Below are 26,430 nucleotides of genomic sequence, written 5' to 3' on the forward strand. Positions count from 1 at the left end.
CCGGTTATTGGTGACTTCTCGGAAGTTTCCTTCAGCGCACCACCTCCGGAAGGAGCGCACGTGCCCGACACCAGCACGGGAAGCATGGGAAACACGTCGGTCCCCTCCAGACGTACCGTCCTCGCCGCCACCGCCGGCATGACCTCCGCCCTGGCCCTCGGCGGCACCGCCCACGCCGGCCCCGACGGCAAGCACGACGACAGGAAACTGCGGGCCCTCATCGCCCGGATGACCCTGCCGGAGAAGGTCGGCCAGCTCTTCGTCATGCGGGTCTACGGCCACTCCGCCACCGCCCCCGACCAGGCCGACATCGACGCCAACCTCAAGGAGATCGGCGTCCGCACGGCGGCCGAGCTGATCGCCAGGTACCGCGTGGGCGGCATCATCTACTTCACCTGGGCGCACAACACCCGCGACCCGCACCAGATCGCCGACCTGTCCAACGGCATCCAGCGGGCGTCCCTCACCCAGCCCCGCGGGCTACCCGTCCTCGTCTCCACCGACCAGGAGCACGGCATCGTCTGCCGCGTCGGCGAGCCCGCCACCCTCTTCCCCGGAGCCATGGCCGTCGGGGCCGGCGGCTCCCGCGCCGACGCCCGCACCCTCGGCCGTATCGCCGGACAGGAACTGCGGGCGCTCGGCATCCGGCAGAACTACTCCCCCGTCGCCGACGTGAACGTCAACCCGGCCAACCCCGTGATCGGCGTCCGCTCCTTCGGCGCCGAACCGGCCGCGGTGGCCGGCATGGTCGCCGCCGAGGTGGCCGGATACCAGCACTCCCGGCAACTCGCGGCCACCGCCAAGCACTTCCCCGGCCACGGCGACACCGCCGTCGACAGCCACTACGGCTTCCCGGTCATCACCCACACCCGCGAGCAGTGGAACCAGCTCGACGCCCCGCCCTTCCGGGCCGCCATCCGGGCCGGCATCGACTCGATCATGACCGCGCACATCATGGTCCCGGCCCTCGACGACTCCGGCGACCCGGCCACCCTCTCCCGCCCCATCCTGACCGGCATCCTGCGCAAGGAGCTCGGCTACGACGGGCTCGTGGTGACCGACTCGCTCGGCATGGAGGGCGTACGGACGAAGTACGGCGACGACCGCGTCCCCGTCCTCGCGCTCAAGGCAGGCGTGGACCAGCTCCTCAACCCGCCCTCCCTCGACATCGCGTGGAACGCGGTGCTGAAGGCCGTCCAGGACGGCGAGCTGACCGAGGCGCGGCTCGACGAATCGATCCTGCGGATCCTGCGGCTGAAGGCGAAGCTGCGGCTGTTCGACGCACCGTACGTCAGCCAGAGCGGGGTCGACCGGAACGTCGGCACCGCGTCCCACCTCAGGACGGCCGACCGGATCGCCGAGCGGACGACGACCCTGCTCGTCAACGAGGGCTCGCTCCTTCCGCTGTCCCGGCGCAGCCACCCCAAGGTCCTCGTCGTCGGCGCCGACCCGGCCTCCCCGTCCGGCACGACGGGACCGCCGACCGGCGTGCTCGCCGCCGCGCTCACCGAGCTGGGCTTCACGGCCACCGCCCTGTCGACGGGTACGGCGCCCTCCTCCGTCGCCATCGCCAAGGCCGTCGAGGCGGCTCGGGCGGCGGACGCGGTGGTGGTCGGGACGTACAACGTCACGGCGAGCAGTACGCAGAAGGCGCTGGTCGAGCAGCTTCTCGCGACGGGAAGGCCGGTGGTGGCGGTCGCGGTCCGCAACCCGTACGACGTGGCCCATCTGCCCGGTGTGCGGGCCTGCTTGGCGTCCTACTCCTGGACCGACGTCGAGCTGCGGGCCGCCGCGCGGGTGATCGTCGGGCGGGTGGCACCGCGCGGGAAGCTGCCGGTGCCGGTGCAGCGGGCGGACGATCCGACGCGGGTGCTGTATCCGATCGGCCACGGACTGTCGTACGGGCGCGGTTAGCGCCGTGTAGCACTTTGGACGTAGCGCCCGTACGCCACACAACGGGCGCACTCACCCCCAACCGACCCAAAGGACCCCACACGTCTGGCGTGCGCCCGCTCCCGCGGGTCACGCTGGTCGGGGGTACCGGGGGGAGTGCGATGCGTGGGAGAAGTGCTGTAGGGGTGGCCTGTGCGTTGCTTGCGCTGCTCGGCGCGTTGTTGACGGGGTGCCAGAGTCCGTCGGGGGCGACGGAGCAGAACGGGCGGCTCGGCGAGAGCGAGGGCGCGAGCCGGAGCCGGAGCGAGGGCTCCGGGGCCGGGGCCGGCAAGCAACTGGTGACACCGCCGACGCGGCCCGCCGGCTACGGCGCGGTGTTCCTCGGCGTCGACGAGTGCAGCTCCTTCGGGACGACGAGCTTCACCGAGGTGTCCTGCACGGGCGAGCGGGCGGCGGCGCGGGTCGTGGCGCGGCACGACGGCAAGGTCGGCGACGGTCCGCTGTGCCCGGGGACCACCGACTTCGTCCTGCACATCAGCGAGCAGAGCCGGACGTCCGACGAGGACGGCGACGGCGCGATCCCGCAGGGCTACGCCTGCATGCGCAACCTGGCCCCGCCCCACCCCGGCGACCCGGGCAGCGGAGGCGGCCCCCGCACGATCGTCGGCGACTGCGTCTACAGCTCCGGCGACGGACAGGTGCGCGAGACGGCGTGCGACGGCAAGGGTCAGCAGAAGCCGCAGTACAAGGTGACCAAGTCCGTGGACAAACGCGCGAAGTGCCCCCTGTCGACGGCCCTGTACGTCCAACTGGGCGGCGAGAAACCGGTGGGCTGCGCGCGCCCGGTGTAAGGCATACGGCCTCCCCGACGATGACGCAGACCCCGCGTGCCCCACGACCTGACCCGACCCGACGGCGGGCCACCCGCACCCGCCGTCGGTCACCGGCCGACGGGCATCACGGTCGCAACGCGAACTCCCGTTCCACGTCACGCGCATCGAGCTTCGCGTCGTACGTAGCCAGCGGCCTCGGCTCGTCCGTCGGTGACGCGACGCCCGCCCAGTTCAGGATGCGGGCCGTGGCCAACTTGCGCTTGGTGGTCTCGAGGCCTGCCACGAGGGCCCCGTGGTTGGCTCCCGGTGCCGTGAAGACGTATGCGTCACGGGCGCCCTTGCCGACGCGGAAGCGTTCCGCGCTCCAGGGGTCGTTCTCGCCGTAGACGAAGATCATGTGCCGGGCGTTGTGGCGGACCCAGGTGTCCACGTCACGCATGGCCCTTGGCTGGAATCGCACCGGGATCTCGCGTGGGACGAATTCGCGTGGCGGGAGGTAGCCGTAGCGGATCAACTCGGGCTCCACGTGGGGGAACCCGATCATCGGCGCCCCCAGCTGCGTAGCCGCCTGGTAGTAGTACGGCGTGTACGGTTCCAGGCCCTGGTCCGTGTAGAAGGAGAAACCGCCGACCTTGTCGATGGAGTTCCAGATCGCCTCGTCGGTGGCGCTTGCCGCGTCCGCCGGGATCGTGTCGCAGTCGGAGAGCCGGCTGTACTGCCAGAAGCCCCAGACGTAGTCCAGGACGACCGCCTCGTACGCCTTGTCCAGGCCACCGAGCGTGTCGAAGCTGTAGCCGTTCTCGGCCGCGTACGCCGCGTACCGCTGCTTCAGCGGCTCCCGGCGCACCAGCGCCTCCCGCTGCACCGCGTTCAGCCGGTCCCGGCATGCCTTGGTGCCGACGTGGGCGAAGTGGCGGTCGTACGCCGAGTCCTCGTTGTCCACGACGTCGTTGGGGGCGACGTAGGCGACGACGCCGTCCATGTCACGGGGGTGGAAGCGCTCGTAGTACGTGGCGGTCATGCCGCCCTTCGAAACGCCGGTGGAGAGCCACTTCTTGTCGTAGATCGGCTTCAGCGCCGTGAAGATGCGGTGCTGGTCGGCCGCGGCCTGCCGGATGTCCAGCTTGGTCCAGTCGGCCGGTTCGGGCCGGGACGGCGTGAAGAAGCGGTACTCCATGGAGACCTGGTTGCCGTCGACGATCTGCGTCGGCTCGCGGCGGCTCGGTGTCGTGGAGACCTCGTAGCCGCTGGTGTAGAACACGGTCGGGCGGGAGACGTCCCGGTGCAGCACGGTGAGGCGCTGCTGGAAGGTGCCCGCGGACGGGTTGTGGTGGTCGACGGGCTGTGTGTACGCGAGGACGAGGAAGCGGTAGCCGGGGTACGGCTTCTCGTCGATGAAGCTCATGCCCGGTATGGACAGCAGACGTTGCTTGATGTCCGGCTCGGCGGCGGTGGCCGCCCCTGTCGAAGCCGTGCCGAGCGTGCCTATGAACAGCGCGAGCGTCAGCAGCCATCTGAGGGTCTTGCGCGCCATGCACCCTCCCCTGAGAAACAGATGTCCGGCGCAAGCTATCGGTCAACTCGGCGGGACAACAGGGGAGATGGAGACATCAGGGGAGGCAGGGCAAAAGGAGGCGTCCGGACAGGGAGGAGCGGCCGGCGTGGCGGCGGAGGGGGGTGCGGCCCGACCGGTCAGCACAGAATCCAGCCCTTGCTCACCGACCCCCGCCCCACCTTCCCCTTCACCCACACGCAGCGGTGCCCGGCGTGGACGGTGACCGGGCCGGCCCGGCGGCTGTACCGGCCCTCGTCGACGACCGGCCTGGCCCGGTAGGCCTGCACACTGACCATCATCTTCTGCCTGCGCCCGGGGTCCTTGGGCACAGTGATCGCGCAGATGTGGCCGCCCCGCTTGTAGACGTAAAGGGTGCCGGTGGCGAACGGGTACGTCCTGACCTTGCGTCCCTCGCAGCGCGAGGCGGCAGCCTGTGCCTCGGCCGGAACCGCGACCGCGAGCAGTCCGGACGCGGTCAGCAACGCCAGGCCGACGGCCAGTCGTCGGCGTATCGCACCTCTGTCCACTTGGTTGTCCTCCCCGTACACCGGCAATGAGCGTACTGGTGTACGGACGCACGACGTATGCCGGATGGTTGCACGGCCGTCACGGCCACACGCCCCGCGGCGCCTACCGCGCCACCCCGACCGGCTCCTCCGGCTCCGCCTGCCCGAGGAAGGTCCGCCACAGCTCGGCATACTGCCCGCCGCGTGCCAGCAGTTCCTCGTGCGTTCCGTCCTCGGCGACGCGCCCGTGGTCCATCACCACGACCCGGTCCGCGCGGGCGGCGGTCGTCAGGCGGTGGGCCACCACAAGGGTCGTACGGCGGCCGGCGAGGCGGTCCGTGGCGTGGTTGACCTGGGCCTCCGTGGCCAGGTCCAGCGCCGCCGTCGCCTCGTCGAGGAGCAGGATGTCGGGGTCGACCAGCTCGGCGCGGGCGAGTGCGATCAGCTGGCGCTGCCCGGCAGAGAGGTTGCGGCCGCGCTCGGCGACCTCGTGGAGGTAGCCGCCGTCGAGGGTGGCGATCATCTCGTGGGCGCCGACCGCGCGGGCTGCGGCCTCGACCTCGGCGTCCGTCGCGTCGGGGCGGCCGTAGGCGATGGCGTCGCGGACGGTGCCCTGGAAGAGGTACGCCTCCTGCGGGACGACGCCGAGCCGGTGGCGGTACGACGTGAGGTCCAGGGAGCGGAGGTCCGTGCCGTCGACCGTGACCCGGCCACCGGTCGGGTCGTAGAAGCGGGCCACCAGCTTCACGAGCGTCGACTTGCCCGCGCCGGTCTCACCGACGAACGCGACCGTCTGCCCGGCCGGAATCCGCAGGTCGACGTCGCTGAGCGCCGCCTCGTCGTCGCCGTACTTGAAGTGCACGTCCTGGAAGCGGACCTCGCCCCGCAGCGACAGCACCTCCAGCGGCTCCGCGGCCGCCTTCGTGGAGGTCGGCTCCCGCAGCAGTTCCTGGATGCGGCCGAGCGAGACCGTGGCCTGCTGGTAGCCGTCGAAGACCTGGGAGAGCTGCTGGACGGGCGCGAAGAACAGGTCGATGTAGAGCAGATACGCCACCAGCGCGCCGGTCGTCAGCGTCGCGTCGTCGATCCGGCCACCGCCCACGATCAGCACCGCCGCCACGGCCCCCGACGACAGGAACTGCACGAAGGGGAAGTAGATCGAGATCAGGAACTGGCCCCGGATCCGGGCCTGGCGGTAGCTGTCGCTGCGCTCGGCGAACCGTGCGCCGCCGTCCCGCTCGCGCCGGAAGGCCTGCACGATCCGCAGCCCGGACACCGACTCCTGCAGGTCGGCGTTCACCACCGACACCCGCTCACGGGCGAGTTCGTACGCCTTCACGCTCGCGCGGCGGAAGTAGTACGTCGCAACGATCAGCGGCGGCAGCGTCGCGAAGACGACGAGGGCGAGCTCGAGGTCGATCACCAGCAGGGCGACCATGATGCCGAAGAAGGTGACCACGGAGACGAAGGCGGTGACCAGGCCCGTCTGGAGGAAGGTCGACAGCGCGTCGACGTCCGTCGTCATCCGGGTCATGATCCGGCCGGTGAGCTCGCGCTCGTAGTAGTCGAGCCCGAGCCGCTGGAGCTGGGCGAAGATCTTCAGGCGCAGCGAGTACAGGACGCGCTCGCCGGTGCGTCCGGTCATCCGCGTCTCGCCGATCTGCGCCACCCACTGGACGGTCACGGCGAGCAGGGCGAGCAGGGATGCCGCCCAGACCGCGCCGAGGGCGACCTGCGTGACACCCGAGTCGATGCCGTGCCGGATCAGGACGGGGAGCAGCAGCCCCATGCCGGCGTCCATGGCGACGAGGCCGAGGCTGATCAGCAAGGGCGGCGCGAAGCCGCGCAGCAGCCGTTTCAGGCCGTACGACTCCTCCGGCCGGACCGCGTCGGCCTCGTCGATGTCGGGTCTGTCGACGGCCGGGGGCAGTGCCTCCACCTGGGCGAGGAGTTCGGGTGTGGCCGGGGACTCCGCGAGCGCCGGGTCCCGCCGCTCGCGGTCACCGGTCCACAGCCTCGGGGTCACCCCGCGCTCGGCGTCGAATTCGGCGTCCAGCTCGTCGCGTACGGAGGTGTCCTCCTGGGGGCAGGGGGGCTGGGCGTGGCCGGGTGAGACGCCGCCGAGTTCGTCGGGGTCGGTGAGGAGGCGGCGGTAGAGGGCGGAGCGTTCCTGGAGTTCCTCGTGGGTGCCGATGTCGGCGAGGCGGCCGGCGTCGAGGACGGCGATGCGGTCGGCGAGGCCGAGGGTGGAGCGGCGGTGCGCGATGAGGAGGGTGGTGCGGCCCTCCATGACGTGCCCCAGCGCCTCGTGGATCTCGTGCTCGACGCGGGCGTCCACCGCCGAGGTCGCGTCGTCGAGGACGAGGAGCCGCGGGTCGGTGAGGATCGCGCGGGCGAGCGCGACGCGCTGACGCTGGCCGCCGGAGAGGGTGAGGCCGTGCTCGCCGACCGTGGTCTCGTAGCCGTCGGGCAGCTCGGCGATGAAGCGGTCCGCCTGGGCGGCGCGTGCGGCGGCCTCGATCTGCTCGTCGGTCGCGTCGGGACGGCCGTAGGCGATGTTGTTGCGGACGGTGTCCGAGAACAGGAAGGAGTCCTCGGGGACCAGTCCGATCGCGGCCCGCAGCGAGTCGGAGGTCAGCTCGCGCACGTCGTGGCCGCCGACGAGGACGGCGCCGCGTGTGACGTCGTAGAAGCGCGGGAGGAGGAGCGAGACGGTGGACTTGCCGGAGCCGGAGGAGCCGACGACGGCGAGGGTCTCGCCGGGCCGGATCTCGAAGGAGAGCCCGTCCAGCACCGGCCGCTCGTCGTCGTAACCGAAGGACACGTCGTCGAACTCGACGGTCGCCGGGGCGTCGGCGGGCAGCGTCTTGGTGCCGTCCTTGATCGACGGCTCGGTGTCGATCAGCTCCAGCACGCGCTCGCTGCCTGCGCGGGCCTGCTGCCCGACCGTGAGGACCATGGCGAGCATCCGGACCGGGCCGACCAGCTGGGCGAGGTAGGTGGAGAACGCCACGAACGTCCCCAGCGTGATGTGCCCGCGCACCGCCAGCCAGCCGCCGACCGCGAGCATGGCGACCTGCCCGAGAGCGGGGACGGCCTGCAGTGCCGGGGTGTACTTGGAGTTGAACCGGATGGTGCGCAGCCGCCCCGCGAAGAGCCGCCGGCTGACCTCCCTGAGCTTCCCGGTCTCCTGCTCCTCCTGCCCGAACCCCTTCACGACGCGTACGCCGCTGACGGCCCCGTCGACCACGCCGGCGACCGCGGCGGCCTGGGCCTGGGCGTACCAGGTGGAGGGGTGCAGCTTGGTCCGGCTGCGCCTGGCGATCCACCACAGGGCCGGCGCCACGGCGAGCGCGACCAGGGTGAGCGGCAGCGACAGCCACGCCATGACGATCAGGGAGATCAGGAAGAGCGCGAAGTTCCCGATGGTCATCGGGAGCATGAAGAGCAGGCCCTGGATCAGCTGGAGGTCGCTGGTGGCCCGCCCGACCACCTGTCCGGTGGACAGCTCGTCCTGCCGTCGCCCGTCGAGCCGGGTGATCGTCCCGAACATGTCCGTCCGCAGATCGTGCTGGACGTCGAGGGCGAGGCGGCCGCCGTAGTAGCGGCGGATGTAGGTCAGGACGTAGACGACGAAGGCAGCGGCTATGAGCAGGCCGGCCCAGACGGCCATGCTGCGGGTGTGGTCGCCGATGACGTCGTCGATGATCACCTTCGTGATCAGCGGGACGACCGCCATGACGGCCATTCCGACGAGGGAGGAGCCGAGGGCGAGGATCACGTCCTTGCGGTAGCGCCAGGCATAGCCCCACAGCCGTCGTGCCCATCCCCGTTGCACTGCCACGCCGGTGCCCTCCGTTCGTCCTGATCTACCGGAAGGCACCAACGCCGACGAGCCTCGATTTCATCCCGCTGCAACAAAGCAGGAGGCGGTGCGCTCAGATACGTACGCGCAGGTGGTAGAAGCGAGTGGTCTGCACGGCGTTCTGGTTGTCGTCGCTCACCAGCAGCACCTTCAGGCGCCCCTTCGAGTACCCCGTGACCGCCATGCCCTCGATGTTGTCGAGGAGCGGGTTCGGCTGGGGCTGCTTGGCGGTCGCTCCCAGTGACGGGCAGTTCACGATGTCGGCGAGGAGCGTCTTCTCGATCAGGCGTACGCCGTCCTGGCCGGTGAGCTTCTCGACACCGCTGGTGTCCGTGGCCCGGCGCGGGTCGGCCAGGTAGAGGCGGACCGTGTTGCCGACGCCGGCGGTGAAGCCGCGCTCCAGGACGAGGAGGCGGCCGTCGGGGGTCGCCTGGACCTCGGGGACGCCGAGGCCGGTGTCGGTGCGGTAGGCGTACTGGCGGCCCGGCTCGAAGTGGCCGCCCTTGATCCGGTTCCAGGTCTGGAAGCGGACGATGTCCGCGCTGTCGCCGGTCAGGGCGTACTCCATCGACGCGAGCAGGGTGCGGCCGCCGGGGAGGAGGGTCAGGCCCTCGAAGGTGCCGTTGGAGACCGCGCGGCCGGCCGGGGCGACCTTCAGCGCGTCCGGCACGGGGAGGCGGTCGAGGATCCGGCCGTCGCGGGAGTGGCGGCGGATGGAGGGCTCGGTCTCGGAGGAGATCAGCCGGGTGCCGTCCCGGTCGATGACGAGGCCCTCGGAGTCGAGGGCGGCGCCGCTCTCGTCGGCGAGCGGGACGACCGTCTTCGGCGCGAGCGTCCTGCCGTTCAGGTTGAAGAGGGAGGAGCGGTCGGAGAGGGCCGCGAGGGAGCCGTCGCGGTCCACGGCGAGCGCGGAGAAGTTGCCGACGAAGGTGCCCTGGTACGTCGTCTTGTCGAGCGCGTCGGAGTAGCGGTCGATGGAGACGGAGGGCGAGCAGGCGTGGCGGCCCGGCGAGGTGGCGTGGGCGTTCGCGGGGCCGGCGGCGGTGAGGCAGGTTGTCGCCGCCAGGGCCGCGGTGGCGGTCGCGAGTACGGATCTCAGGCGCATGGAGGTCACCGTAGGACGGGTCGGTGACGGTGGGGAGACGGGCAGGCGTCAACTGCCGGACGCGGCCAGATTGTTGTGGATGGCCTTGTGGATGGCCTTGGCGACGCCCTGAATGGTCGTGATGCCGTCCTTCATCGTGCTGTTTCCATGGGTGAGCACCGTGATCACATAGTCGTGACCGGCGCCTTTGAAGGTGCCGACACTGTGCACCCGCCAGCCGTGGGTGGCCCGTGGCAGCCAGCCGTTCTTGACCGCCACGCTGCACCCGGACGGCACTCCGTACGTGGTGCCCCAGCGCTGTGCGGGGACGACCTGGCCCATCAGCTTCAGGATGTAGGCGCGGGCGTTGTCGCTGAGCACCGTGTTCCTGGCGGTGAGGAGCTTGAGCAGCTTCAGCTCGTCGGTGACGTTGATCCGGGTCAGGCCCCAGTGGCCCTGAGCGCCGGGCCTGGTCCGGGTCATGCCGGCGGCGGCGAGGAAGGCCTTGATCTTCCTCATGCCGAGCTGCTTCCAGAGCGTGCTGGTCGCGGCGTTGTCCGACTTGGTGATCACGGCTTTGGCGAGGGAGGCGTTGCGGGCGGAGAGGTAGCGGTTCTGCGCCTTCGCGTCCCACAGCAAGGCGGCGAGGACGGTGACCTTGACGACGCTGGCTGAGTCGAAGGCGGCGGCGGGCCGGAGCGTGCAGGTGGTGGCGGTGACACGGTCGTGGAGGCCGATCGCGATGGTGCCCTTGCGGTTGACGAGCGCGGTGGTGATGTCCTCCTGAAGCTCGGCGGCGAGGCCCGCCTGGGCGGACGTACAGCTGACGGTGTGCGTGGTCGCCACGGTGGCGGGGCCGGCGACGGCGACGGGCGCCAGGCCGACGACGGCGCTCAGCCCGGCCGCGACGACCGCTCTCGTCGCCCCGGCACGGCCAAAAACGCCACTTGGCTTCTCGATCGTTGTCCGATGAGTCATGTCCTGCTGACCAACGAGCACGCGAGCAAGTCGTACGCCTGATCCACACCGACGGAGTGACGCCGGCCTGCCCTCGTGCAGGGGACGCCGCGCCTTGCCCATTCACAGGCAGGATCAAGGTCGGGCACAGCCCGCACCCACCCCCGCCGCACACGATGCGCGGGTGACATCAGCCACCGATCCCCACCTCCACACGACCGTGACCCCCGACGTGCCGCCCCCGGCCCCGCCCGCGGCGCCCCCGGGCAGGGCACCTCGCTGGTCACTCCCGGCGCTGATCGCGATCCTGATCCTGGCGGCGGTGCTGTACTCCTGGAACCTGTCCGGCTCGAGCCTCAACAGCTTCTACAGCGCTGCCGTGCTGAGCGGCACGCAGAGCTGGAAGGCGTGGTTCTTCGGCTCGCTGGACGCGGGCAACTTCCTCACCGTCGACAAGCCGCCGTTCGCCCTGATGGTCATGGGCCTGTCGTGCCGCGTGTTCGGCTACGGCACCTGGCAGATGATGCTGCCGATGGTCCTGGTCGCGCTGGCGACGATCTGGATCGTGCACGCCTCGGTGAAGCGGGTGTGGGGCCACGGCGCGGCGACGGTGGCCGCGCTGGTCCTGGCCCTGACCCCGATCACGGTCGCCATCAACCGGGACAACAACCCCGACACGCTGCTGGTGTTCCTGATGGCGGGCGGCGCGGCGCTCGCCCTGCGGGCCGTCCACAACGGCAGGCTGCTGCCGCTGGTCGGCTCCGCGGTCTGCTTCGGCCTCGCCTTCAACACGAAGATGCTCCAGGGGTACATCGCGCTGCCCGCGGTCTTCGCGGTCTACCTGTACGCGGCGAAGCCGAAGCTCGTGAAGCGCGTCGTCAACCTCCTCGTCGCGGGCGTCGCTCTCGCCGTCTCCAGCTTCTGGTGGGCGGCGGCGGTCTCGCTCGTCCCGGCCGACGACCGCCCCTACATCGGCGGTTCGTCGGACGGCACGGCCTGGGACCTGATCATGGGCTACAACGGCCTGGGCCGGATCCTGGGCGGCGAGGGCAACGGCGGAGGCGGCGGTGGCGGAGGCGGAGGCTTCTCCGGTACCGCGGGGCTCGGCCGCCTCTTCAACGACATCCTCGGCCGCCAGATCTCCTGGCTGATCCCCTTCGCGGCCCTCGCCTGCATCGGCGGACTGGTGCTGTGCGGCCGCGCCCCGCGCACCGACCTCACCCGTGCCGCGCTGCTGCTGTGGGGCGGCTGGACGGCCCTGCACTACCTGACCTTCGCCATGGCCGAGGGCACGATGCACCCGTACTACACGACCGCGCTCGCCCCCGGCATCGCGGCCCTGTGCGGAGGCGGCGGCGTGATGCTGCTGCGCGCGTTCCGCGCCGACAAGCGGTGGGCGTGGGTGCTGCCGGCAGGGCTGGGCATCACGGCCGTCTGGGCTGTCGTACTCCTGCGGCGGGCCTCTGGCTGGAACACCTGGCTGTGGCCGGCGATCGCCGTCGTCATGCTGCTGGCGATCGTGGGACTGCTCGTCTTCCGGTCCGCGTCCGGGACTCGGGTACGGCTGCTGGCGGCATCCGTGGTGGCGGCGGTCGTCGCCGCCGTGGCGGGCCCGGCGGCGTACGCATGGTCGGTGCCGTCCGGTTCGGGCGGTGGCATGGGCGGTACGAACCCGACGGCCGGGCCCTCGACGGGGAGCGGCTTCGGCGGCGGTCCCGGTGGGGGCGGCGGCCGGGGTGGCTTCCCGGGTGGCGGGACCGGCGGGCCCGGGGGCGCGCAACAGGGCCGAGGCAGCCAGGCCGGCGGGCAGCAGGGCCAGAACGGCGGGTTGCCGGGCGGCAGGGGCGGCCAGTTGCCCGGCGGGCAGGGCGGGCAGGCCTCCGGCGGCAACGCCGGGACGGGCGGTACGCCACCGGGGGGCTCCGGCGGCACCGCGGGTACGGCCGGCGGCGGCACCGGAACCGGCAACGGCACGGGCGGCCGGCCCGGCGCCACGGCCGGCGGCGGCATGGGCGGCGGACCCGGCGGTATGGGCGGCGGCGCGAGCAGCGAGCTCGTCGCCTACCTCGAGAAGCACCAGGACGGCGCCAAGTGGCTGCTGGCGGTGTCGAGTTCGCAGAGCGCGGCTCAGCTGATCGTCAGCAGCGGTGAGCCCGTCATCTCCATGTGGGGCTGGTCCGGCAGCGACAAGGCGATGACCCTGGCCAGGCTCAAGGAGCTGGTGAAGAAGGGCGAGTTGCACTACATCCAGCTCGGTGGCGGCGGTATGGGGGGCGGCCCCGGCGGCGGCAGCGACGTCAGCTCCGAGGTCACTCAGTGGGTGCAGAAGAACGGGACGGCGGTGAAGGAGAGCGAGTACGGCTCGACGTCCACGTCCGGCTCCGGCGCTGACACCTCCTCACAGAGCAACCAGTCGACGATCTACCGTCTGGACCCGTCGGACGTCAGCTGACCCCGACCCGCTCCACACCCAACGGCCCCCGGCTCACCCGCCGGGGCCGTTCCGTCGTGTCAACTCGCGTGGACAAGCCCCGTTTTGCCGTTTCCCGTCACCCAATGGACACGTGCAAGCCCTCGACACCACCACATGTCCATGTCACTCTCCCGTTTGCCGCCTCCATTCAACCCGCGTAGATGGGACCCCCACATGTCGGCGACACACATAAGCCGCAGCCGCTGGAAGTCCGTGGCGCTCGCCACGGCCGCCGTTCTGGTCGGCCTCACCACCCCGGCGCTGACCGCGGCCCCGGCCGCCGCGACGACGACGGAGTACGACGACACGTACTACGCCGACGCGATCGGCAAGACCGGCCCGGCCCTGAAGGACTCGCTGCACGAGATCATCAGCGACCAGACGAGGATCTCGTACTCGGCCGTCTGGAACGCCCTGAAGGTCACCGACCAGGACCCGAACAACAGCAGCAACGTGATCCTGCTGTACAGCGGCATCTCCCGCAGCAAGTCCCTGAACGGCGGCAACACCGGCAACTGGAACCGGGAGCACGTGTGGGCCCAGTCCCACGGCGACTTCGGCACCTCGGCCGGCCCCGGCACCGACCTGCACCACCTGCGTCCCGAGGACGTGCAGGTCAACAGCATCCGCGGCAACAAGGACTTCGACAACGGCGGCAGCAGCTTCACCAACTCCGGCGGCAGCCTCACCGACTCCAACTCCTTCGAGCCGCGCGACGCCGTCAAGGGCGACGTGGCCCGCATGATCCTCTACATGGCCGTCCGCTACGAGGGTGACGACAGCTGGCCCGACCTGGAGGCCAACGACTCGATCAACGGCAGCGTCCCGTACCACGGCCGCCTCTCGGTCCTGAAGCAGTGGAACGACGAGGACCCGCCGAACGCCTTCGAGGAGCGCCGCAACGAGGTCATCTACGACAGCTACCAGGGCAACCGGAACCCGTTCATCGACCACCCGGAGTGGGTCGAGTCGATCTGGTAGGCCATCAGGCCCTGTTTCGGTCGCCGTAGCCGCGCCAGGGGCCCCGTCGGCCCCTGGCCGGCCCGGTCACCACCTGTGCAGCGGAGTGACCTGCGCCGATCCGATGCCGTTGACCCGGCCATGAAGAAGATCAGCGCGCTCGCCGCGCTCACCATGGCAGCCCTCGTACTCGCCGCCCCGGCCCACGCCGACGACGGCGACCGGGGCCGGATCACCATCGCCGGCTACTCAGGCGCCGGCCTCTGCAAGGAGGCACTCGCGTTCGTCCCATGGGCCCTGCCGCTGACCGGCCCCGCGGTGGACGACGCCTGCCACAACCGCGACCACGTCGACGACAGGCACGGGGACCGGGCCGCCGAGCCTGCCGTCACGCCGTGAGGTGCGTGGGCGCGAACATCCGAAGCACCGCCGGGAGTACGACCACCGACGGGCCAGGGGTCTGAAGCGCCTTCGCCAGATCCGCCTCCAGTGTCTCCGGGGTCGTCCGGACCCCGGGGACGCCGAAGGACTCGGCCAGGGCCACGTAGTCGGGGCGGGTCAGCTCCGTCGCCGTGGCCTCGCCGAAGGCGTCCGTCATGTACTCGCGCAGGATGCCGTAGCCGCCGTCGTCGACGATCAGCCAGGTGACCGGCAGGTCGTACTGCTTCGCCGTCGCCAGCTCGGCGATCGAGTACAGGGCTCCGCCGTCGCCGGACACCGCGAGCACCGGGCGGGTCGGGTCCGCGGCAGCCGCGCCGAGTGCCGCCGGGAAGCCGTAGCCGAGGCCGCCGGCGCCCTGGGCGGTGTGCATGTGGTTGGGGCCCTTGGCGTCGAAGGCCGACCAGGCCCAGTAGGCCAGGATCGTCATGTCCCAGAAGGACGGGGAGTCGGCGGGGAGCGCCTTGCGCACGGACGCCAGCACGTCCTGTTCCAGGGTGAGTTCCTGGGCGGCGATGCGGTCGGCGACCTTCGCGAGGACGGTCCGTACCCGCTCGGGCGCGGTGGGATCCGTGCGCTCCGTCACCGTCTCCAGCAGCGCCTGCAACGCGAGCCGCGCGTCCGCGTGGATTCCCAGTGCCGGGTGGTTGGACTCCAGCTTGCCGAGGTCCGCCTCGATCTGGATGACCCGGCCCCGCGGCTTGAACGTGTGGTAGTTCGAGGAGAGTTCGCCGAGCCCCGAGCCGACGACCAGGAGGACGTCGGCGTCCTCCAGGAAGTCCGTCGTGTGCCGGTCCTCGATCCAGGACCGGAGGGACAGCGGGTGCGTCCAGGGGAACGCGCCCTTGCCGCCGGGGGTCGCGACGACCGGCGCCCGCAGCGTCTCCGCCAGCTGCCTCAGCTTGCCCGAGGCGTCGGCCCGTACGACTCCCCCGCCCGCGATGATCGCCGGGCGCTCGGCGTGGGAGAGCAGGTGGGCGGCCACCGCCGTCAGTTCGGGGCGGGGCGGCAGCTCCTCGGGGAAGGCGTCGCCGCCCGTCACCACCGGGACCGACGTCTCGGCGAGCAGCACGTCCTGCGGGATCTCCACCCACACCGGGCCGTGCGGGGCCGTCAGCGCCGACTTCCAGGCCGCCTCGATGGCGGAGGGGATCTGGGACTGGGTGCGGACCGTGTGGACCGACTTCACCACGCCCCTGAACGAGGCCGCCTGGTCCGGGAGTTCGTGCAGGTAGCCGTGCCGGCCGCCGCCCAGCCCCGCCGTCGGGATCTGGCTGCTGATCGCCAGCACGGGCGCCGACGCCGCGGCCGCCTCCTGCAGCGCGGCCAGCGAGGTCAGCGCCCCCGGGCCCGTCGACAGCAGCAGCGGGGCCGCCTCGCCGGTCATACGGCCGTAGGCGTCCGCCGCGAAGCCCGCGTTGTTCTCCACGCGCAGGCCGATGTAGCGCAGATGGCTGCGGCGCAGGGCGTCGAACATGCCGAGGGCGTGCTGGCCGGGGAGGCCGAAGACCGTCGTCGTGCCGAGCGCCGCCAGCGTCTCCACGACCAGGTCCCCGCCGTTGCGCCCGGCGGGAGGATTCAGTGCAGCGTCGATCTGCGCCTGAGTCGGGCGGAGTACCAGGTCGTGGTCGTGAGTCACTTCGCTTCCGAGTCCTTCCGGGCCGCCGCGATCTGGCGGGACATGATCGTGGTGAGCTCGTACGCCGTGTGGGACGCGGCCACCGACGTGATCTCGGCGTGATCGTACGCGGGCGCCACCTCGACGACGTCCGCCGAGACCAGGTTGCAGGACGCGAGGCCCCGCAGGATCTCCAGCAGCTCGCGCGAGGTCATGCCGCCGGCCTCGGGGGTGCCGGTGCCGGGCGCGTGGGCCGGGTCGAGGCAGTCGATGTCGATGGAGATGTACAGGGGGCGGTCGCCGATGCGCTGGCGCAGCTGGTCGGCGACCTCGTCGGCGCCGCGGCGGTAGACGTCCGCCGAGGTGACGATGCCGAAGCCCATCTTCTCGTCGTCGGTCAGGTCCTGCTTGCCGTACAGCGGGCCGCGGATGCCGACGTGGGAGAGCGCCTCGGTGTCGAGGATGCCCTCCTCCACCGCGCGCCGGAACGGCGTGCCGTGGGTGTACTCGGCGCCGAAGTACGTGTCCCAGGTGTCGAGGTGGGCGTCGAAGTGGAGCAGGGCGACCGGGCCGTGCTTCTTGGCGACCGAGCGCAGCAGCGGCAGCGCGATGGTGTGGTCGCCGCCCAGGGTCATCAGGCGGGCGCCGGTGCCGAGCAGGTCGTCGGCGGCCGCCTCGACGGTCTCCACGGCCTCGTTGATGTTGAACGGGTTCACGGCGATGTCGCCGCCGTCCGCCACCTGCGCGAGGGCGAAGGGGGAGGCGTCCTGCGCCGGGTTGTACGGGCGCAGCAGCCGGGACGCCTCGCGGATCGCGTTGCCGCCGAAGCGGGCGCCCGGCCGGTACGAGACGCCCGAGTCGAACGGCACGCCGACCACGGCGACGTCGGCGCGGCCGACCTCGTCGAGGCGCGGGAGCCGGGCGAAGGTGGCGGGTCCGGCGTACCGCGGGATGCGGGAGGAGTCGACGGGGCCGCGGGGCGTCTCGTTGCTGCTCATGAGGAAATGCCTTCTTTCCTACGCTTCATCGCGTATGCGGGATATGTTCCTATGACTCTACTGGTGAGTCGGCACTGGCTCGGACACGAGTTCGGGAGCCCGCCCGGCAAGGCGCTCACGCCAGGCGTCGAGTACGGCCGCATCGGTCGGCCTTGTCATCAAGGAGACGGCGATGTACACGGCGAGGGAAGACAGCAGGCCGTAGTAGACGGGCTCGTTGGCGAGAATGCCGTAGGTCGCCATCAGGGCGATGACGGCGAGACCGCCGACCGCGACGGAGGCGAGCGCGCCCTGGGCCGTGCCCCGCTTCCACAGCAGTCCGCCGAGGATCGGGACGAGGAGTCCGCCGACGAGCAGGTTGTACGCCACCGTCAGCGCCTCGACGACGTTGTTGAGCGCGATGGCCGTACCGATCACGGCGAGGCCCATGATGAGGATGAAGGCGCGGTTGCCCTGCACCTCGTCCCGCTCACCGGTCGTGATTCTCCCCCGCAGCCGTGACCAGATGTCGTTGTTGGCGACGGTCGCGCAGGCGATGAGCGCGCCGGAGGAGGTGGACATCACGGCGGCGAGGGCGGCGGCCAGCACCAACCCGCGCACGCCGACCGGGAGTTCGTCCTTGACGATGGTCGCAAACGCGTCGTCCGGGCTGCCGAGCTTGGGGTACAGCACCTTGGCCGCCGTACCGATGACGGCGCCGGCGAGGGCGTAGGCGAGGCAGTAGGTGCCCGCGACGGTGCCGCCCCACTTGGCGGTCTTGTCGCTGCGGGCGGTGAACACGCGCTGCCAGATGTCCTGCCCGATCAGCATGCCGAAGGTGTAGATCAGGACGTAGGTGAAGATCGTCTCGCCGCCGATGCCCAGCGGGTCGAAGTACTCGGTGGGCAGCTGGGCCTTCATCTCGCTGAACCCGCCGGCCTTGACGACGGCGATGGGCAGGAGCAGCAGGAGCACGCCGACGGTCTTCACCACGAACTGCACCATGTCGGTGAGCGTGATCGACCACATGCCGCCGAGCGTGGAGTAGGCGACGACGATCGAGCCGCCCAGGATGATCGCGACGGTGCGGTTCATGTCGAACAGGACGTCGAAGATCGTGGCGTACGCGATGGTCGACGTGACCGCGAGCATGAGGGTGTACGCCCACATGACGAGACCGGATATGACGCCGGCCCGGCCGCCGTAGCGCAGGTCCAGCATCTCGGAGACGGTGTAGACCTTCAGGCGGGCGATGCGGGCCGAGAAGAACACGGAGAGCGCGAGGAGCCCGAGGCCGATGGTGAACACCATCCAGGCGCCGGAGAGGCCGTACTGGTAGCCGAGCCCGACACCGCCGATGGTGGACGCGCCGCCGAGGACGATCGCGGCCATGGTGCCGGAGTACATCGTCGGCCCGAGCCGGCGGCCGGCGACCAGGAACTCGCTCTTGGACTTGGCACGGCGCATGCCCCACCAGCCCATGGCCAGCATGCCGGCCAGATAGACGACGATGACTGCGTAGTCGACGGCCACAGGGACCTCCCTCAATCGGACACTCGAAATTCGGACACTCGAAGTCGCCGGCGGGTGACAGGGGTCGACACTAGGTGGCCGGAAAGCGACTGCGAAGTGTACGTTTCATCCATCTGCGGTTGCCCGACTGAAGGAAACATCCACATGCCGGAGCCGGCCGTTCCGCCCACCCCACCGGTGCCGCTCTCCGCGCTGCTGGCCAGAGAGGATCTGGCCCTGCGCCGGATCGCCGGACCGGCCGACGCGGACACGGTGATCCACTGGGCGCACACCTCGGAAATGGCCGATCCCTTTCCCTACCTCCTGGGCGGCGAGCTGCTGCTGACGGCCGGCGTCCACGTCCCGGAGGCGGCGGGCTCGGGCACGTACTTCGACGACTACGTGTCGAGGATCGTCGCGGCGGGCGGCGCGGTCCTCGGCTTCGGGCTCGCCCCGGTGCACGACACGGTGCCGCGCGCCCTGGTGGCGGCGTGCGACGCCCACGGCCTGCCGCTCCTCGAGGTCCCGCCCCAGACCACCTTCTCAGGCGTGGCCCGCGCGGTCTGGCAGCTCATGGCCCAGGCCCGCCACGCCGAACTGCGCCGCGTGACGGAGGCCCAGCAGAGCCTGGCGGCAGCGGCCTCCCGCCCGGACCCGGTACCCGCCGTCCTGCGGCAGCTGGCCCAGCGGGTGGGGGGCTGGGCGGTGCTGTACGGGCCGGAGGGAGCGGTGATCGGGGAGACCGGGCGGGCGGCGCCGACGGGTGCGGTGCGGGGGGCGTTGGCGGAGCTGGCGGGGGTGGTACGGCCGGTGGTGCCGGGCGCCGAGCCCGCACCGCAGCCGTCCGGCCCTCAGGCCACGCAAGCGCCGGCGCACCCGCAACCCACGCCCACGCCCACCGGCCCGGACTCCGCGCGACCGACCAGCGGCCCGCAAACCACCCGGCCGACCACCGGCTCTCAGCCCGCCCGAGCCACCGCCGGTCCGCAGCCCACCCGGCCGACCGGTGCCCCGGGCGCCGCACGAGCGGGCAGTCGTATCCCCGCAGGGCAGAGCGCCCGCGTCGAAGCCCCGCGCCCGGGTGCCGGGGCATCCGCCACCCCCTCCTCGGCCTCCGACACCATCGCCGGCACCCACCTCTCCGCCTACGCCCTCGGTACCGGCCAGGGCTTCGTCCTCGGGGTCGCCGCTCCGCGCCGGGACTCCGGCGACCACACCATCGCCTCCGTCGCCGCCGTGCTCCTCTCCCTCCTCACCGGGGAGCACCAGAGCGGCTCGGGGGCGGCCCGGTCGTCCGCGCTCGTGCGGCTGCTGCTGGGGGCCGAGCCGGAGGCGGTGGCTCCGCTGCTGGGCGCCGAGCGTTGGCTGGTGGTCCACGGCAACCCCGACACCCAGCCCTGCGACCCCATGGCCGCCTCCGCGCTGGGCGCGGCCCTGGGCTCGCCGCTGGTCGACCTGACGCAGGACGTCGTACGCGTCCTCGCCCCGGCGGACCGCGAACCGGCCCCGCAGCCGGGCTGGACCCTGGGCGTCAGCGCCCCGGCGACCGCGCGGGACTGGCCCGCGGCCGACGCCCAGGCGGCGCGAGCCCTGTCCAGGGCGAGGGCCACGCGCGCGCCCCTGTTCCGGCACGGCACCCAACGCCCGGCCCTCACCGACCTGCTCGCCCCGGACGAGGCGGAGGCCCACGCCCGCGACCTCCTCGCGCCGCTCACCGACCCGCTCACGGAGACCCTGCGCACCTGGCTCTCCCTGCACGGCAGTTGGGACCGCACGGCCGTCGCCCTGTCCGTCCACCGCAACACCGTCCGGCAGCGGATCGCCCGGTGCGCGGCGCTGCTCGAGACGGACCTGGACGACCCCGACGTACGGATGGAACTGTGGTTCGCCCTGCGCCGGATCGAGCCATGATCGGCAAGTGACCCGCGTCGCACGCGCCCCGGACGCGGCCGTTCCAGCAGTTGTCTGCCTCACAATGGGAACCATGCCGATACCCGGGACACCCAGCCGCACCGAGCTTGTCGACCACCTCGTCAGAACCCGTATCGCGGGCGACGTCGCCACTCCCCGCGAGAACAACCTCTCCCACTACCGCAAGCTGGCGAACGGCGACCGCCACTACTGGCTCGGCCTGCAGCTCGGCGACCGCTGGACCGACGAGCAGGACGTGCTCGCGGTGATGGCGGAGCGCGTCGGCGTGAACGACGACGCGGAGCACCGCCACGGCCAGGACACCATCGACCCCGAGCTGACGGTGGCCGCGCTGGAGCGCATGGCGGCCCGGCTGCGCAAGGCGGCGGACGGCGGTCAGCGGGTCCTGTTCGCGACCGGCCACCCGGGCGGCCTGCTGGACGTCCACCGCGCGACGGCGGACGCCCTGCGCACGGCGGGCTGCGAGATCGTCGTCATCCCGGACGGCCTGCAGACCGACGAGGGTTACGTCATGCAGTTCGCGGACGTCGCCGTCCTGGAACACGGCGCCACCCTCTGGCACACCCACTCCGGCGAGCCGATGCGGGCCATTCTGACGGGACTTGAGCGCGAGGGCCGTCCGCTGCCGGACCTGGTCGTCGCCGACCACGGCTGGGCGGGCTACGCCGGACAGCACGGGGTGGACTCCGTCGGCTACGCGGACTGCAACGACCCGGCGCTGTTCCTCGCCGAGGCGGAGGGGACGGTCCAGGTGGTGGTACCGCTGGACGACCACGTGGTGAGCCCGCGCCACTACGACCCGATGACGGCGTTCCTGCTGGCGGAGGCGGGGCTCGGCTAGAACGGGCAGGGAGCCCTGTGCTGTTGCGCAACGTCACACCGGACGACGTCGACGCCTACGTCCGTATGCGCTGCGATCCCGTCATGATGGCGGATCTCGGCGGACCTCTTCCGCGTGAGGGCATGCGGGACAAGGTCCTGCGGGACGCCCGGGAGGCGGCGGCGGACCTCGCCTGGATCAGGATGATCGTGCCGACGCCGGACGCGCCCGACGTGGTGGCGGGGAACGTGACCCTCTGGTCGCACGACACGGACGACGGGCCCGTCTCCGAGATCGGCTGGATGGTCCTGCCGGAGTTCCAGGGCCGGGGGCTGGGAAAGCGCGCCGCCCGGGCCCTGCTCGAACAGGCCCGGGACGAGGACCGCTGGGGTGTCGTGCACGCCTTCCCGGCCACGGGAAACGGAGCCTCGAACGGCATCTGCCGCGCGCTCGGCTTCCGGTTGCTCGGCGAACGCGAGGTGACGTTCGCCGACCGGATCCTGCGAAGCAACCACTGGACCGTCGACCCTCGCGTCGATCTGGCCTGACGTCAGGGCTGCCGGGCAGGGCGCGGGCGGGTCACCGCGGGATGCGGACCACACCCTCCTGGATCACCGACACCGCCAACTGCCCGTCCTGGGTGTAGATGCGGGCCTGCCCGAGGCCGCGTCCCCCGTGCGCCGACGGTGACTCCTGGTCGTACAGCAGCCACTCGTCCGCGCGGAAGGGGCGGTGGAACCACATCGCGTGGTCCAGCGAGGCGCCGACGACATCGCCGACCGCCCAGCCGCCGCGCCCGTGCGCGAGCAGCACGGAGTCGAGGAGGGTCATGTCGGAGACGTAGGTGGCGAGTACGACGTGCAGGAGGGGGTCGTCGGCCAGCTTGCCGTTGGTGCGGAACCACACCTGGGAGTGCGGTTCGCGGGGCTCGCCGAACCTGCCGTACGGCGGCTCGTCGACATAGCGAAGGTCGACCGCCTCGCGTGCCTCCAGGAACTTCTCCACGACCGCCGGATCGAGGTGGCCGTAGTCCCGCAGCCGCTCCTCGGAGGTGGGCAGCGTCGCCGGGTCGGGCGCGGGCGGCATGGGGGCCTGGTGGTCCATCCCCTCCTCGTGCAGCTGGAAGGAGGCCGACAGGGCGAAGATCGGCTTGCCGTGCTGCACCGCGACCACCCGGCGGGTGGTGAAGGAACGCCCGTCGCGCATGCGGTCGACGTTGTAGACGATGGGCGCGCCCGGGTCCCCGGCACGCAGGAAGTACGCGTGGAGCGAGTGGGCGTGGCGGTCCTCGGGGACCGTACGCCCGGCGGCGACCAGCGCCTGGGCCGCGACCTGTCCCCCGAACACGCGCGGGACGACGGCGGACCTGGACTGGCCACGGAATATGTCCTCCTCGATCTGCTCCAGGTCGAGCAGATCGAGGAGTCCCTGTAGTGCCTGGTTCATGGCACCTTTTCTACTGGCAGGTAATTGCGCGGACCTTACAGGCCCATGTCCTTCGCGATGATCGACTTCATGATCTCGCTGGTGCCGCCGTAGATCCGGTTGACGCGGTTGTCCGCGTACAGGCGGGCGATCGGGTACTCGTTCATGAAGCCGTAGCCGCCGTGCAGCTGGAGGCAGCGGTCGATCACACGGTGCGCGACCTCGGTGCAGAAGAGCTTCGCGGAGGCGGCCTCGGCGGGCGTCAGCTCGCCGGCGTCCAGGGCCTCCAGCGTGCGGTCGGCGACGGCCTCGGCGGCGTCGACCTCGGCCTGGCAGGCGGCCAGCTCGAACTTGGTGTTCTGGAAGGACGCGACGGTCTTGCCGAAGACGGTGCGCTCCTGCACGTACTGCTTGGCGAACCGCACGGCCGCCTTGGCCTGCGCGTAGGCGCCGAAAGCGATGCCCCAGCGCTCGGAGGCGAGGTTGTGGCCGAGGTAGTAGAAGCCCTTGTTCTCCTCGCCGAGCAGGTCCTCGACCGGGACCTTCACGTCGACGAACGCCAGCTCGGCGGTGTCGGAGGTCTTCAGGCCGAGCTTGTCGAGCTTGCGGCCGACGGAGTAGCCCTCGGCCTTGGTGTCGACGGCGAACAGGGAGATGCCGTGGCGGCGGTCCTCGGCGCTGGGCGCGTCGGTGCGGGCACAGACGATCACGCGGTCGGCGTGCACGCCGCCGGTGATGAAGGTCTTGGCGCCGTTGAGGACGTAGTGCGTGCCGTCCTCGCTCAGCTTGGCGGTGGTCTTCATGCCCGCGAGGTCGGAGCCGGTGCCCGGCTCGGTCATCGCCAGCGCCCACATCTCCTCACCGGAGACGAACTTCGGCAGGAACCGCTTCTTCTGCTCGTCGCTGGCGAGCATCTTGATGTACGGCAGGCCGAGCAGCACGTGCACGCCGGAGCCGCCGAACTGGACGCCCGCGCGGGACGTCTCCTCGTACATCACGGCCTCGAACTTGTACGAGTCGATGCCGGCGCCGCCGTACTCCTCGTCGACGCGGATGCCGAAGACGCCGAGCTCGGCGAGCTTGTAGTAGAAGTCGCGGGGCGCCTGGCCCGCCGCGAACCACTCGTCGTAGACCGGGACGACCTCGGCCTCGATGAAGGCGCGGATGGTCTCCCGGAACGCCTCGTGATCCTCGTTGAACACCGTACGGCGCACCGCCGCCACCCTTCTTTGCGCCTAAACCGGCGCCGCTCTCGCGTACCTGGTTGCTCGCCGCGGGGGTTGCTCGAATGAAGGCTGCGATCCCATGGCTAAGCGCTTGCTCACTCAACCGTACCGGCGGGTATCCACAGGCGTCCAGGGGTCAAGGTCCGTAACGCTCGTCACTCCAGGACCGCCTAGCGGCGCCTGTCGGAACCGGACCCGACCGGACGCCGCCGCTGCCCGCGTCCCGCCCGCAGCAGCCGTACGCCCACGAACGCCAGGGCCGCCACGACCACGATCACCAGGATCGCCTTGGAGTAGAGGCCGACGAGGTCGGTGACCTCGTGCCAGCGGGCGCCGAGGGCGTAGCCGGCGGCGATGAAGGCGGTGTTCCAGATGAGGCTGCCCGCCGTGGTGAGGGCGAGGAACACGGGGAGCCGCATGCGTTCGACTCCCGCCGGTATCGAGATCAGGCTGCGGAAGATGGGCACGAAGCGGCCGAAGAACACGGCCTTGGTGCCGTGCCGGAGGAACCAGGCCTCGGTCCGTTCCACGTCGGCGGCCTTCACCAGCGGCAACCGCGCCGCCACGGCGATCAGCCGGTCCCGGCCCAGGAGCGCGCCCAGCAGGTAGAGGGCCAGTGCGCCCACCACCGAACCGGCCGTCGTCCAGGCAACGGCCCCGACGACGTCCATCCGGCCCTGGCTGGCCGTGAACCCCGCCAGCGGCAGGATCACCTCGCTCGGCAGCGGCGGGAAGAGGTTCTCCAGGGCGATGGCCAGTCCGGCGCCGGGGCCGCCCAGCTTCTCCATCAGGTCGGCGGCCCAGCCGGCGACTCCACCGACGGGCGCCTCGGACGCAGCAGCAATGATCATGCGGGCCACTTTACGAAGTCTTGACCTAAGGGCGGTATGAGGAGGGCCTCATACCGGGCTGTGGGAACCCGCACAGGAAGAGTGCGGTTTTCCGCAGGGCGCCGCCCCGGCCGCCTTGGCTAGCCTGACCCGTCGTGATCGGATTCACCGAGCGCTGGCTCCGCCTCGCCGCCGGGCTGCTGCTGGGCGGGCTCACAGCGGTGGCCGAGCTCGTCTGCGTCCTGGGCGGCCGGCTGCGCAGGCTGACGACCCGGTGCCCCGCCTCCGTCCCCGCGGGCGCGCTGCGCCTCGCCGCCCTGGAGCGGCGCCGCCTCGCGGTCTTCCACGCCGCCGAGCTGGACCCGCCGCGCACCGGACAGGCCGCGTACGGGTACGTGGCGGCACGCTGGCCGCTCGGCCTGTTCGGGCTGCTGGTGCTGCTGACCTCGCTGATCGGGCTCGCCTACGCGTCCTTGCTGGTGTGGGCCTGGTTCGTACTGGATCCCGACCATCTCGGCACCGTCGCGCTGTCCGGGCTGGGCGGCGTCTTCCTCCTGTTCCTGTGCGCACAGGGCGGACGCGGGCTGGCCCAGCTGGACGAGCAGCTGGCCCGGCGGCATCTCGGCCCCAGCGAGACGGAGCTGCTGCGGCGCAGGGTAGGTGAACTGGCCGAGACCCGGGCCGGGGTGATGCAGGCCGTGCACGACGAACGGCGGCGCATCGAGCGCGACCTGCACGACGGCGTGCAGCAGCGCCTGGTCGCCCTGGGCATGCTGCTGGGCCGGGCCCTGCGCGCGACCGACCCCGCCAAGGCGGATGCGCTCCTGCGCCAGGCCCACGAGGAGTCCGCCCACGCGCTGACGGAGCTGCGCGAGACGGCCTGGCGGATCCATCCCGCCGCCCTGGACGAGCGCGGGCTCAGCGCGGCCCTGGAGGAACTCGCGGAGCGTTCGGTCCTGCCCGTCGCGGTGACGTACGACCTCGACGGCACCCCGCCCCCGGTCCCCGTGCAGACGGTCGCGTACTTCGTCGCCGCCGAGGCCGTCACCAACACCCTGAAACACTCGGGCGCCACCCGGGCCGCGATCCGAGTGACCCGGCAGCGCGACGGCATCGTCGTCCACATCGAGGACAACGGCACCGGCGGCGCCCCCCACCACCCCACCACCGGGGGCCTCCTCGGCCTCTCCCGCCGCATCGCCGCCCTCGACGGCCACCTGACCATCGACAGCCCACCCGGCGGCCCCACCCACATCACCGCGGAGCTCCCGTGCGCGTCATGATCGCCGAGGACTCGGCACTACTGAGAGAAGGCCTCGTACGGCTGCTCGCCGACGACGTCATCGTGATCCACGGCCGGGACAACACCACCGGCAGCCCCCCACACCACCCCACCACCGGCCACCTCCTCCGCCCCACCCGCCGCATAGCCGCCCTCGACGGCCACCTGACCATCGACAGCCCACCCGGCGGCCCCACCCACATCACCGCGGAGCTCCCGTGCGCGTCATGATCGCCGAGGACTC

The 26,430-nt window shown here is 71.5% G+C and carries 21 protein-coding genes; 10 read left to right on the forward strand and 11 right to left on the reverse strand.

All coding sequences use genetic code 11. The features are described 5' to 3' along the window. Positions 1–60: 60 nt before the first annotated feature. Positions 61–1,914, forward strand: coding sequence for a glycoside hydrolase family 3 protein (locus ACZ7M7_RS06140; protein WP_472113232.1), 1,854 nt, complete (start codon positions 61–63; stop codon positions 1,912–1,914). 140 nt (positions 1,915–2,054) lie between these two features. Beyond that, positions 2,055–2,744: a hypothetical protein gene (locus ACZ7M7_RS06145; protein WP_472113235.1), complete on the forward strand. Its 690-nt coding sequence runs from the start codon at positions 2,055–2,057 to the stop codon at positions 2,742–2,744. Positions 2,745–2,850: 106 nt separating this feature from the next. On the opposite strand, the gene ACZ7M7_RS06150 is transcribed toward ACZ7M7_RS06145, so the two are convergent. The 5 genes from ACZ7M7_RS06150 to ACZ7M7_RS06170 form a co-directional block, all read right to left on the reverse strand. After that, on the reverse strand, positions 2,851–4,260 hold the full coding sequence (locus ACZ7M7_RS06150; protein ID WP_472113238.1) for a S28 family serine protease: 1,410 nt from the start codon (positions 4,258–4,260) through the stop codon (positions 2,851–2,853). Between the two features lie 158 nt (positions 4,261–4,418). Further along, positions 4,419–4,808: a hypothetical protein gene (locus ACZ7M7_RS06155; protein WP_383609171.1), complete on the reverse strand. Its 390-nt coding sequence runs from the start codon at positions 4,806–4,808 to the stop codon at positions 4,419–4,421. A gap of 103 nt (positions 4,809–4,911) precedes the next feature. Next, positions 4,912–8,631 (reverse strand): ABC transporter ATP-binding protein, encoded by a 3,720-nt coding sequence (locus ACZ7M7_RS06160; RefSeq protein ID WP_472113241.1) that lies wholly within the window; start codon positions 8,629–8,631, stop codon positions 4,912–4,914. Between the two features lie 94 nt (positions 8,632–8,725). Beyond that, the gene (locus ACZ7M7_RS06165) at positions 8,726–9,757 is read right to left on the reverse strand and encodes an esterase-like activity of phytase family protein (protein WP_472113243.1); all 1,032 of its coding nucleotides are present in this window, start codon (positions 9,755–9,757) and stop codon (positions 8,726–8,728) included. Positions 9,758–9,805: 48 nt separating this feature from the next. Further along, a complete protein-coding gene (locus tag ACZ7M7_RS06170; protein ID WP_472113245.1) occupies positions 9,806–10,714 on the reverse strand; it encodes a serine hydrolase in 909 nt (302 codons plus the stop codon). A 163-nt stretch (positions 10,715–10,877) separates the two neighbouring features. Here ACZ7M7_RS06170 and ACZ7M7_RS06175 point away from each other — a divergent pair, with 163 nt between their 5' ends. The 3 genes from ACZ7M7_RS06175 to ACZ7M7_RS06185 all read left to right on the forward strand — a co-directional run bounded on the left by ACZ7M7_RS06175 (position 10,878) and on the right by ACZ7M7_RS06185 (position 14,525). Beyond that, complete coding sequence (locus ACZ7M7_RS06175) at positions 10,878–13,145, forward strand: ArnT family glycosyltransferase (RefSeq protein WP_472113248.1); 2,268 nt, start codon at positions 10,878–10,880, stop codon at positions 13,143–13,145. A gap of 195 nt (positions 13,146–13,340) precedes the next feature. Further along, positions 13,341–14,147 carry an endonuclease I family protein gene (locus ACZ7M7_RS06180; RefSeq protein WP_383609156.1) on the forward strand — a complete coding sequence of 269 codons (807 nt, stop codon included), beginning with the start codon at positions 13,341–13,343 and terminating at the stop codon, positions 14,145–14,147. Positions 14,148–14,267: 120 nt separating this feature from the next. Beyond that, on the forward strand, positions 14,268–14,525 hold the full coding sequence (locus tag ACZ7M7_RS06185) for a hypothetical protein (protein ID WP_472113250.1): 258 nt from the start codon (positions 14,268–14,270) through the stop codon (positions 14,523–14,525). On the opposite strand, the gene ACZ7M7_RS06190 is transcribed toward ACZ7M7_RS06185, so the two are convergent. Genes ACZ7M7_RS06190 through ACZ7M7_RS06200 form a run of 3 tightly spaced genes read right to left on the reverse strand, consistent with a single transcriptional unit; the run spans position 14,515 to position 18,692 of the window. Further along, positions 14,515–16,203 carry a thiamine pyrophosphate-binding protein gene (locus ACZ7M7_RS06190; protein WP_472113252.1) on the reverse strand — a complete coding sequence of 563 codons (1,689 nt, stop codon included), beginning with the start codon at positions 16,201–16,203 and terminating at the stop codon, positions 14,515–14,517. The two genes, ACZ7M7_RS06185 and ACZ7M7_RS06190, sit on opposite strands and share 11 nt — an antisense overlap. Further along, a complete protein-coding gene (gene speB / locus ACZ7M7_RS06195) occupies positions 16,200–17,180 on the reverse strand; it encodes an agmatinase (RefSeq protein ID WP_031114210.1) in 981 nt (326 codons plus the stop codon). The genes ACZ7M7_RS06190 and speB overlap by 4 nt, the downstream gene beginning before the upstream one ends. 57 nt (positions 17,181–17,237) lie before the next feature. Beyond that, complete coding sequence (locus ACZ7M7_RS06200) at positions 17,238–18,692, reverse strand: sodium:solute symporter family protein (protein WP_383609148.1); 1,455 nt, start codon at positions 18,690–18,692, stop codon at positions 17,238–17,240. Between the two features lie 144 nt (positions 18,693–18,836). Between ACZ7M7_RS06200 and ACZ7M7_RS06205 the strand changes: the two genes are divergently transcribed. The 3 genes from ACZ7M7_RS06205 (at position 18,837) to ACZ7M7_RS06215 (ending at position 21,971) form a co-directional block, all read left to right on the forward strand. Further along, complete coding sequence (locus tag ACZ7M7_RS06205; RefSeq protein WP_472113255.1) at positions 18,837–20,582, forward strand: PucR family transcriptional regulator; 1,746 nt, start codon at positions 18,837–18,839, stop codon at positions 20,580–20,582. 73 nt (positions 20,583–20,655) lie between these two features. Continuing rightward, positions 20,656–21,444, forward strand: a complete 789-nt coding sequence (locus ACZ7M7_RS06210; RefSeq protein WP_383609142.1) for a phosphatase — start codon at positions 20,656–20,658, stop codon at positions 21,442–21,444. 17 nt (positions 21,445–21,461) lie between these two features. Continuing rightward, complete coding sequence (locus tag ACZ7M7_RS06215; protein ID WP_472113257.1) at positions 21,462–21,971, forward strand: GNAT family N-acetyltransferase; 510 nt, start codon at positions 21,462–21,464, stop codon at positions 21,969–21,971. A gap of 31 nt (positions 21,972–22,002) precedes the next feature. On the opposite strand, the gene tesB is transcribed toward ACZ7M7_RS06215, so the two are convergent. The 3 genes from tesB to ACZ7M7_RS06230 all read right to left on the reverse strand — a co-directional run bounded on the left by tesB (position 22,003) and on the right by ACZ7M7_RS06230 (position 24,925). Then, complete coding sequence (gene tesB / locus ACZ7M7_RS06220; RefSeq protein ID WP_383609136.1) at positions 22,003–22,869, reverse strand: acyl-CoA thioesterase II; 867 nt, start codon at positions 22,867–22,869, stop codon at positions 22,003–22,005. A gap of 35 nt (positions 22,870–22,904) precedes the next feature. Continuing rightward, on the reverse strand, positions 22,905–24,062 hold the full coding sequence (locus ACZ7M7_RS06225; protein ID WP_328427498.1) for an acyl-CoA dehydrogenase family protein: 1,158 nt from the start codon (positions 24,060–24,062) through the stop codon (positions 22,905–22,907). 182 nt (positions 24,063–24,244) lie between these two features. Next, the gene (locus ACZ7M7_RS06230; RefSeq protein ID WP_383609130.1) at positions 24,245–24,925 is read right to left on the reverse strand and encodes a DedA family protein; all 681 of its coding nucleotides are present in this window, start codon (positions 24,923–24,925) and stop codon (positions 24,245–24,247) included. A 134-nt stretch (positions 24,926–25,059) separates the two neighbouring features. Here ACZ7M7_RS06230 and ACZ7M7_RS06235 point away from each other — a divergent pair, with 134 nt between their 5' ends. Together ACZ7M7_RS06235 and ACZ7M7_RS06240 are read left to right on the forward strand one after the other, a co-directional pair. After that, entirely contained in the window at positions 25,060–26,187 is a 1,128-nt protein-coding gene (locus ACZ7M7_RS06235) for a sensor histidine kinase (protein WP_472113260.1), read from the forward strand. Next, entirely contained in the window at positions 26,175–26,417 is a 243-nt protein-coding gene (locus tag ACZ7M7_RS06240) for a hypothetical protein (protein ID WP_472113262.1), read from the forward strand. Before ACZ7M7_RS06235 ends, ACZ7M7_RS06240 begins: the two co-directional genes overlap by 13 nt. Positions 26,418–26,430 lie beyond the last annotated feature (13 nt).

Source organism: Streptomyces sp. NPDC111606, from assembly GCF_055656945.1.

What these genes read in the sequence shown, in the direction of transcription:
- ACZ7M7_RS06230 (WP_383609130.1), bottom strand. Translation starts at nt 24,925, where the DNA reads ATGATCATTGCTGCTGCGTCCGAGGCGCCCGTCGGTGGAGTCGCCGGC.
- ACZ7M7_RS06185 (WP_472113250.1), top strand. Translation starts at nt 14,268, where the DNA reads ATGAAGAAGATCAGCGCGCTCGCCGCGCTCACCATGGCAGCCCTCGTA.
- ACZ7M7_RS06180 (WP_383609156.1), top strand. Translation starts at nt 13,341, where the DNA reads ATGTCGGCGACACACATAAGCCGCAGCCGCTGGAAGTCCGTGGCGCTC.
- ACZ7M7_RS06165 (WP_472113243.1), bottom strand. Translation starts at nt 9,757, where the DNA reads ATGCGCCTGAGATCCGTACTCGCGACCGCCACCGCGGCCCTGGCGGCG.
- ACZ7M7_RS06205 (WP_472113255.1), top strand. Translation starts at nt 18,837, where the DNA reads ATGCCGGAGCCGGCCGTTCCGCCCACCCCACCGGTGCCGCTCTCCGCG.
- tesB (WP_383609136.1), bottom strand. Translation starts at nt 22,869, where the DNA reads ATGAACCAGGCACTACAGGGACTCCTCGATCTGCTCGACCTGGAGCAG.
- ACZ7M7_RS06150 (WP_472113238.1), bottom strand. Translation starts at nt 4,260, where the DNA reads ATGGCGCGCAAGACCCTCAGATGGCTGCTGACGCTCGCGCTGTTCATA.
- ACZ7M7_RS06210 (WP_383609142.1), top strand. Translation starts at nt 20,656, where the DNA reads ATGCCGATACCCGGGACACCCAGCCGCACCGAGCTTGTCGACCACCTC.
- ACZ7M7_RS06170 (WP_472113245.1), bottom strand. Translation starts at nt 10,714, where the DNA reads ATGACTCATCGGACAACGATCGAGAAGCCAAGTGGCGTTTTTGGCCGT.
- ACZ7M7_RS06145 (WP_472113235.1), top strand. Translation starts at nt 2,055, where the DNA reads ATGCGTGGGAGAAGTGCTGTAGGGGTGGCCTGTGCGTTGCTTGCGCTG.
- speB (WP_031114210.1), bottom strand. Translation starts at nt 17,180, where the DNA reads ATGAGCAGCAACGAGACGCCCCGCGGCCCCGTCGACTCCTCCCGCATC.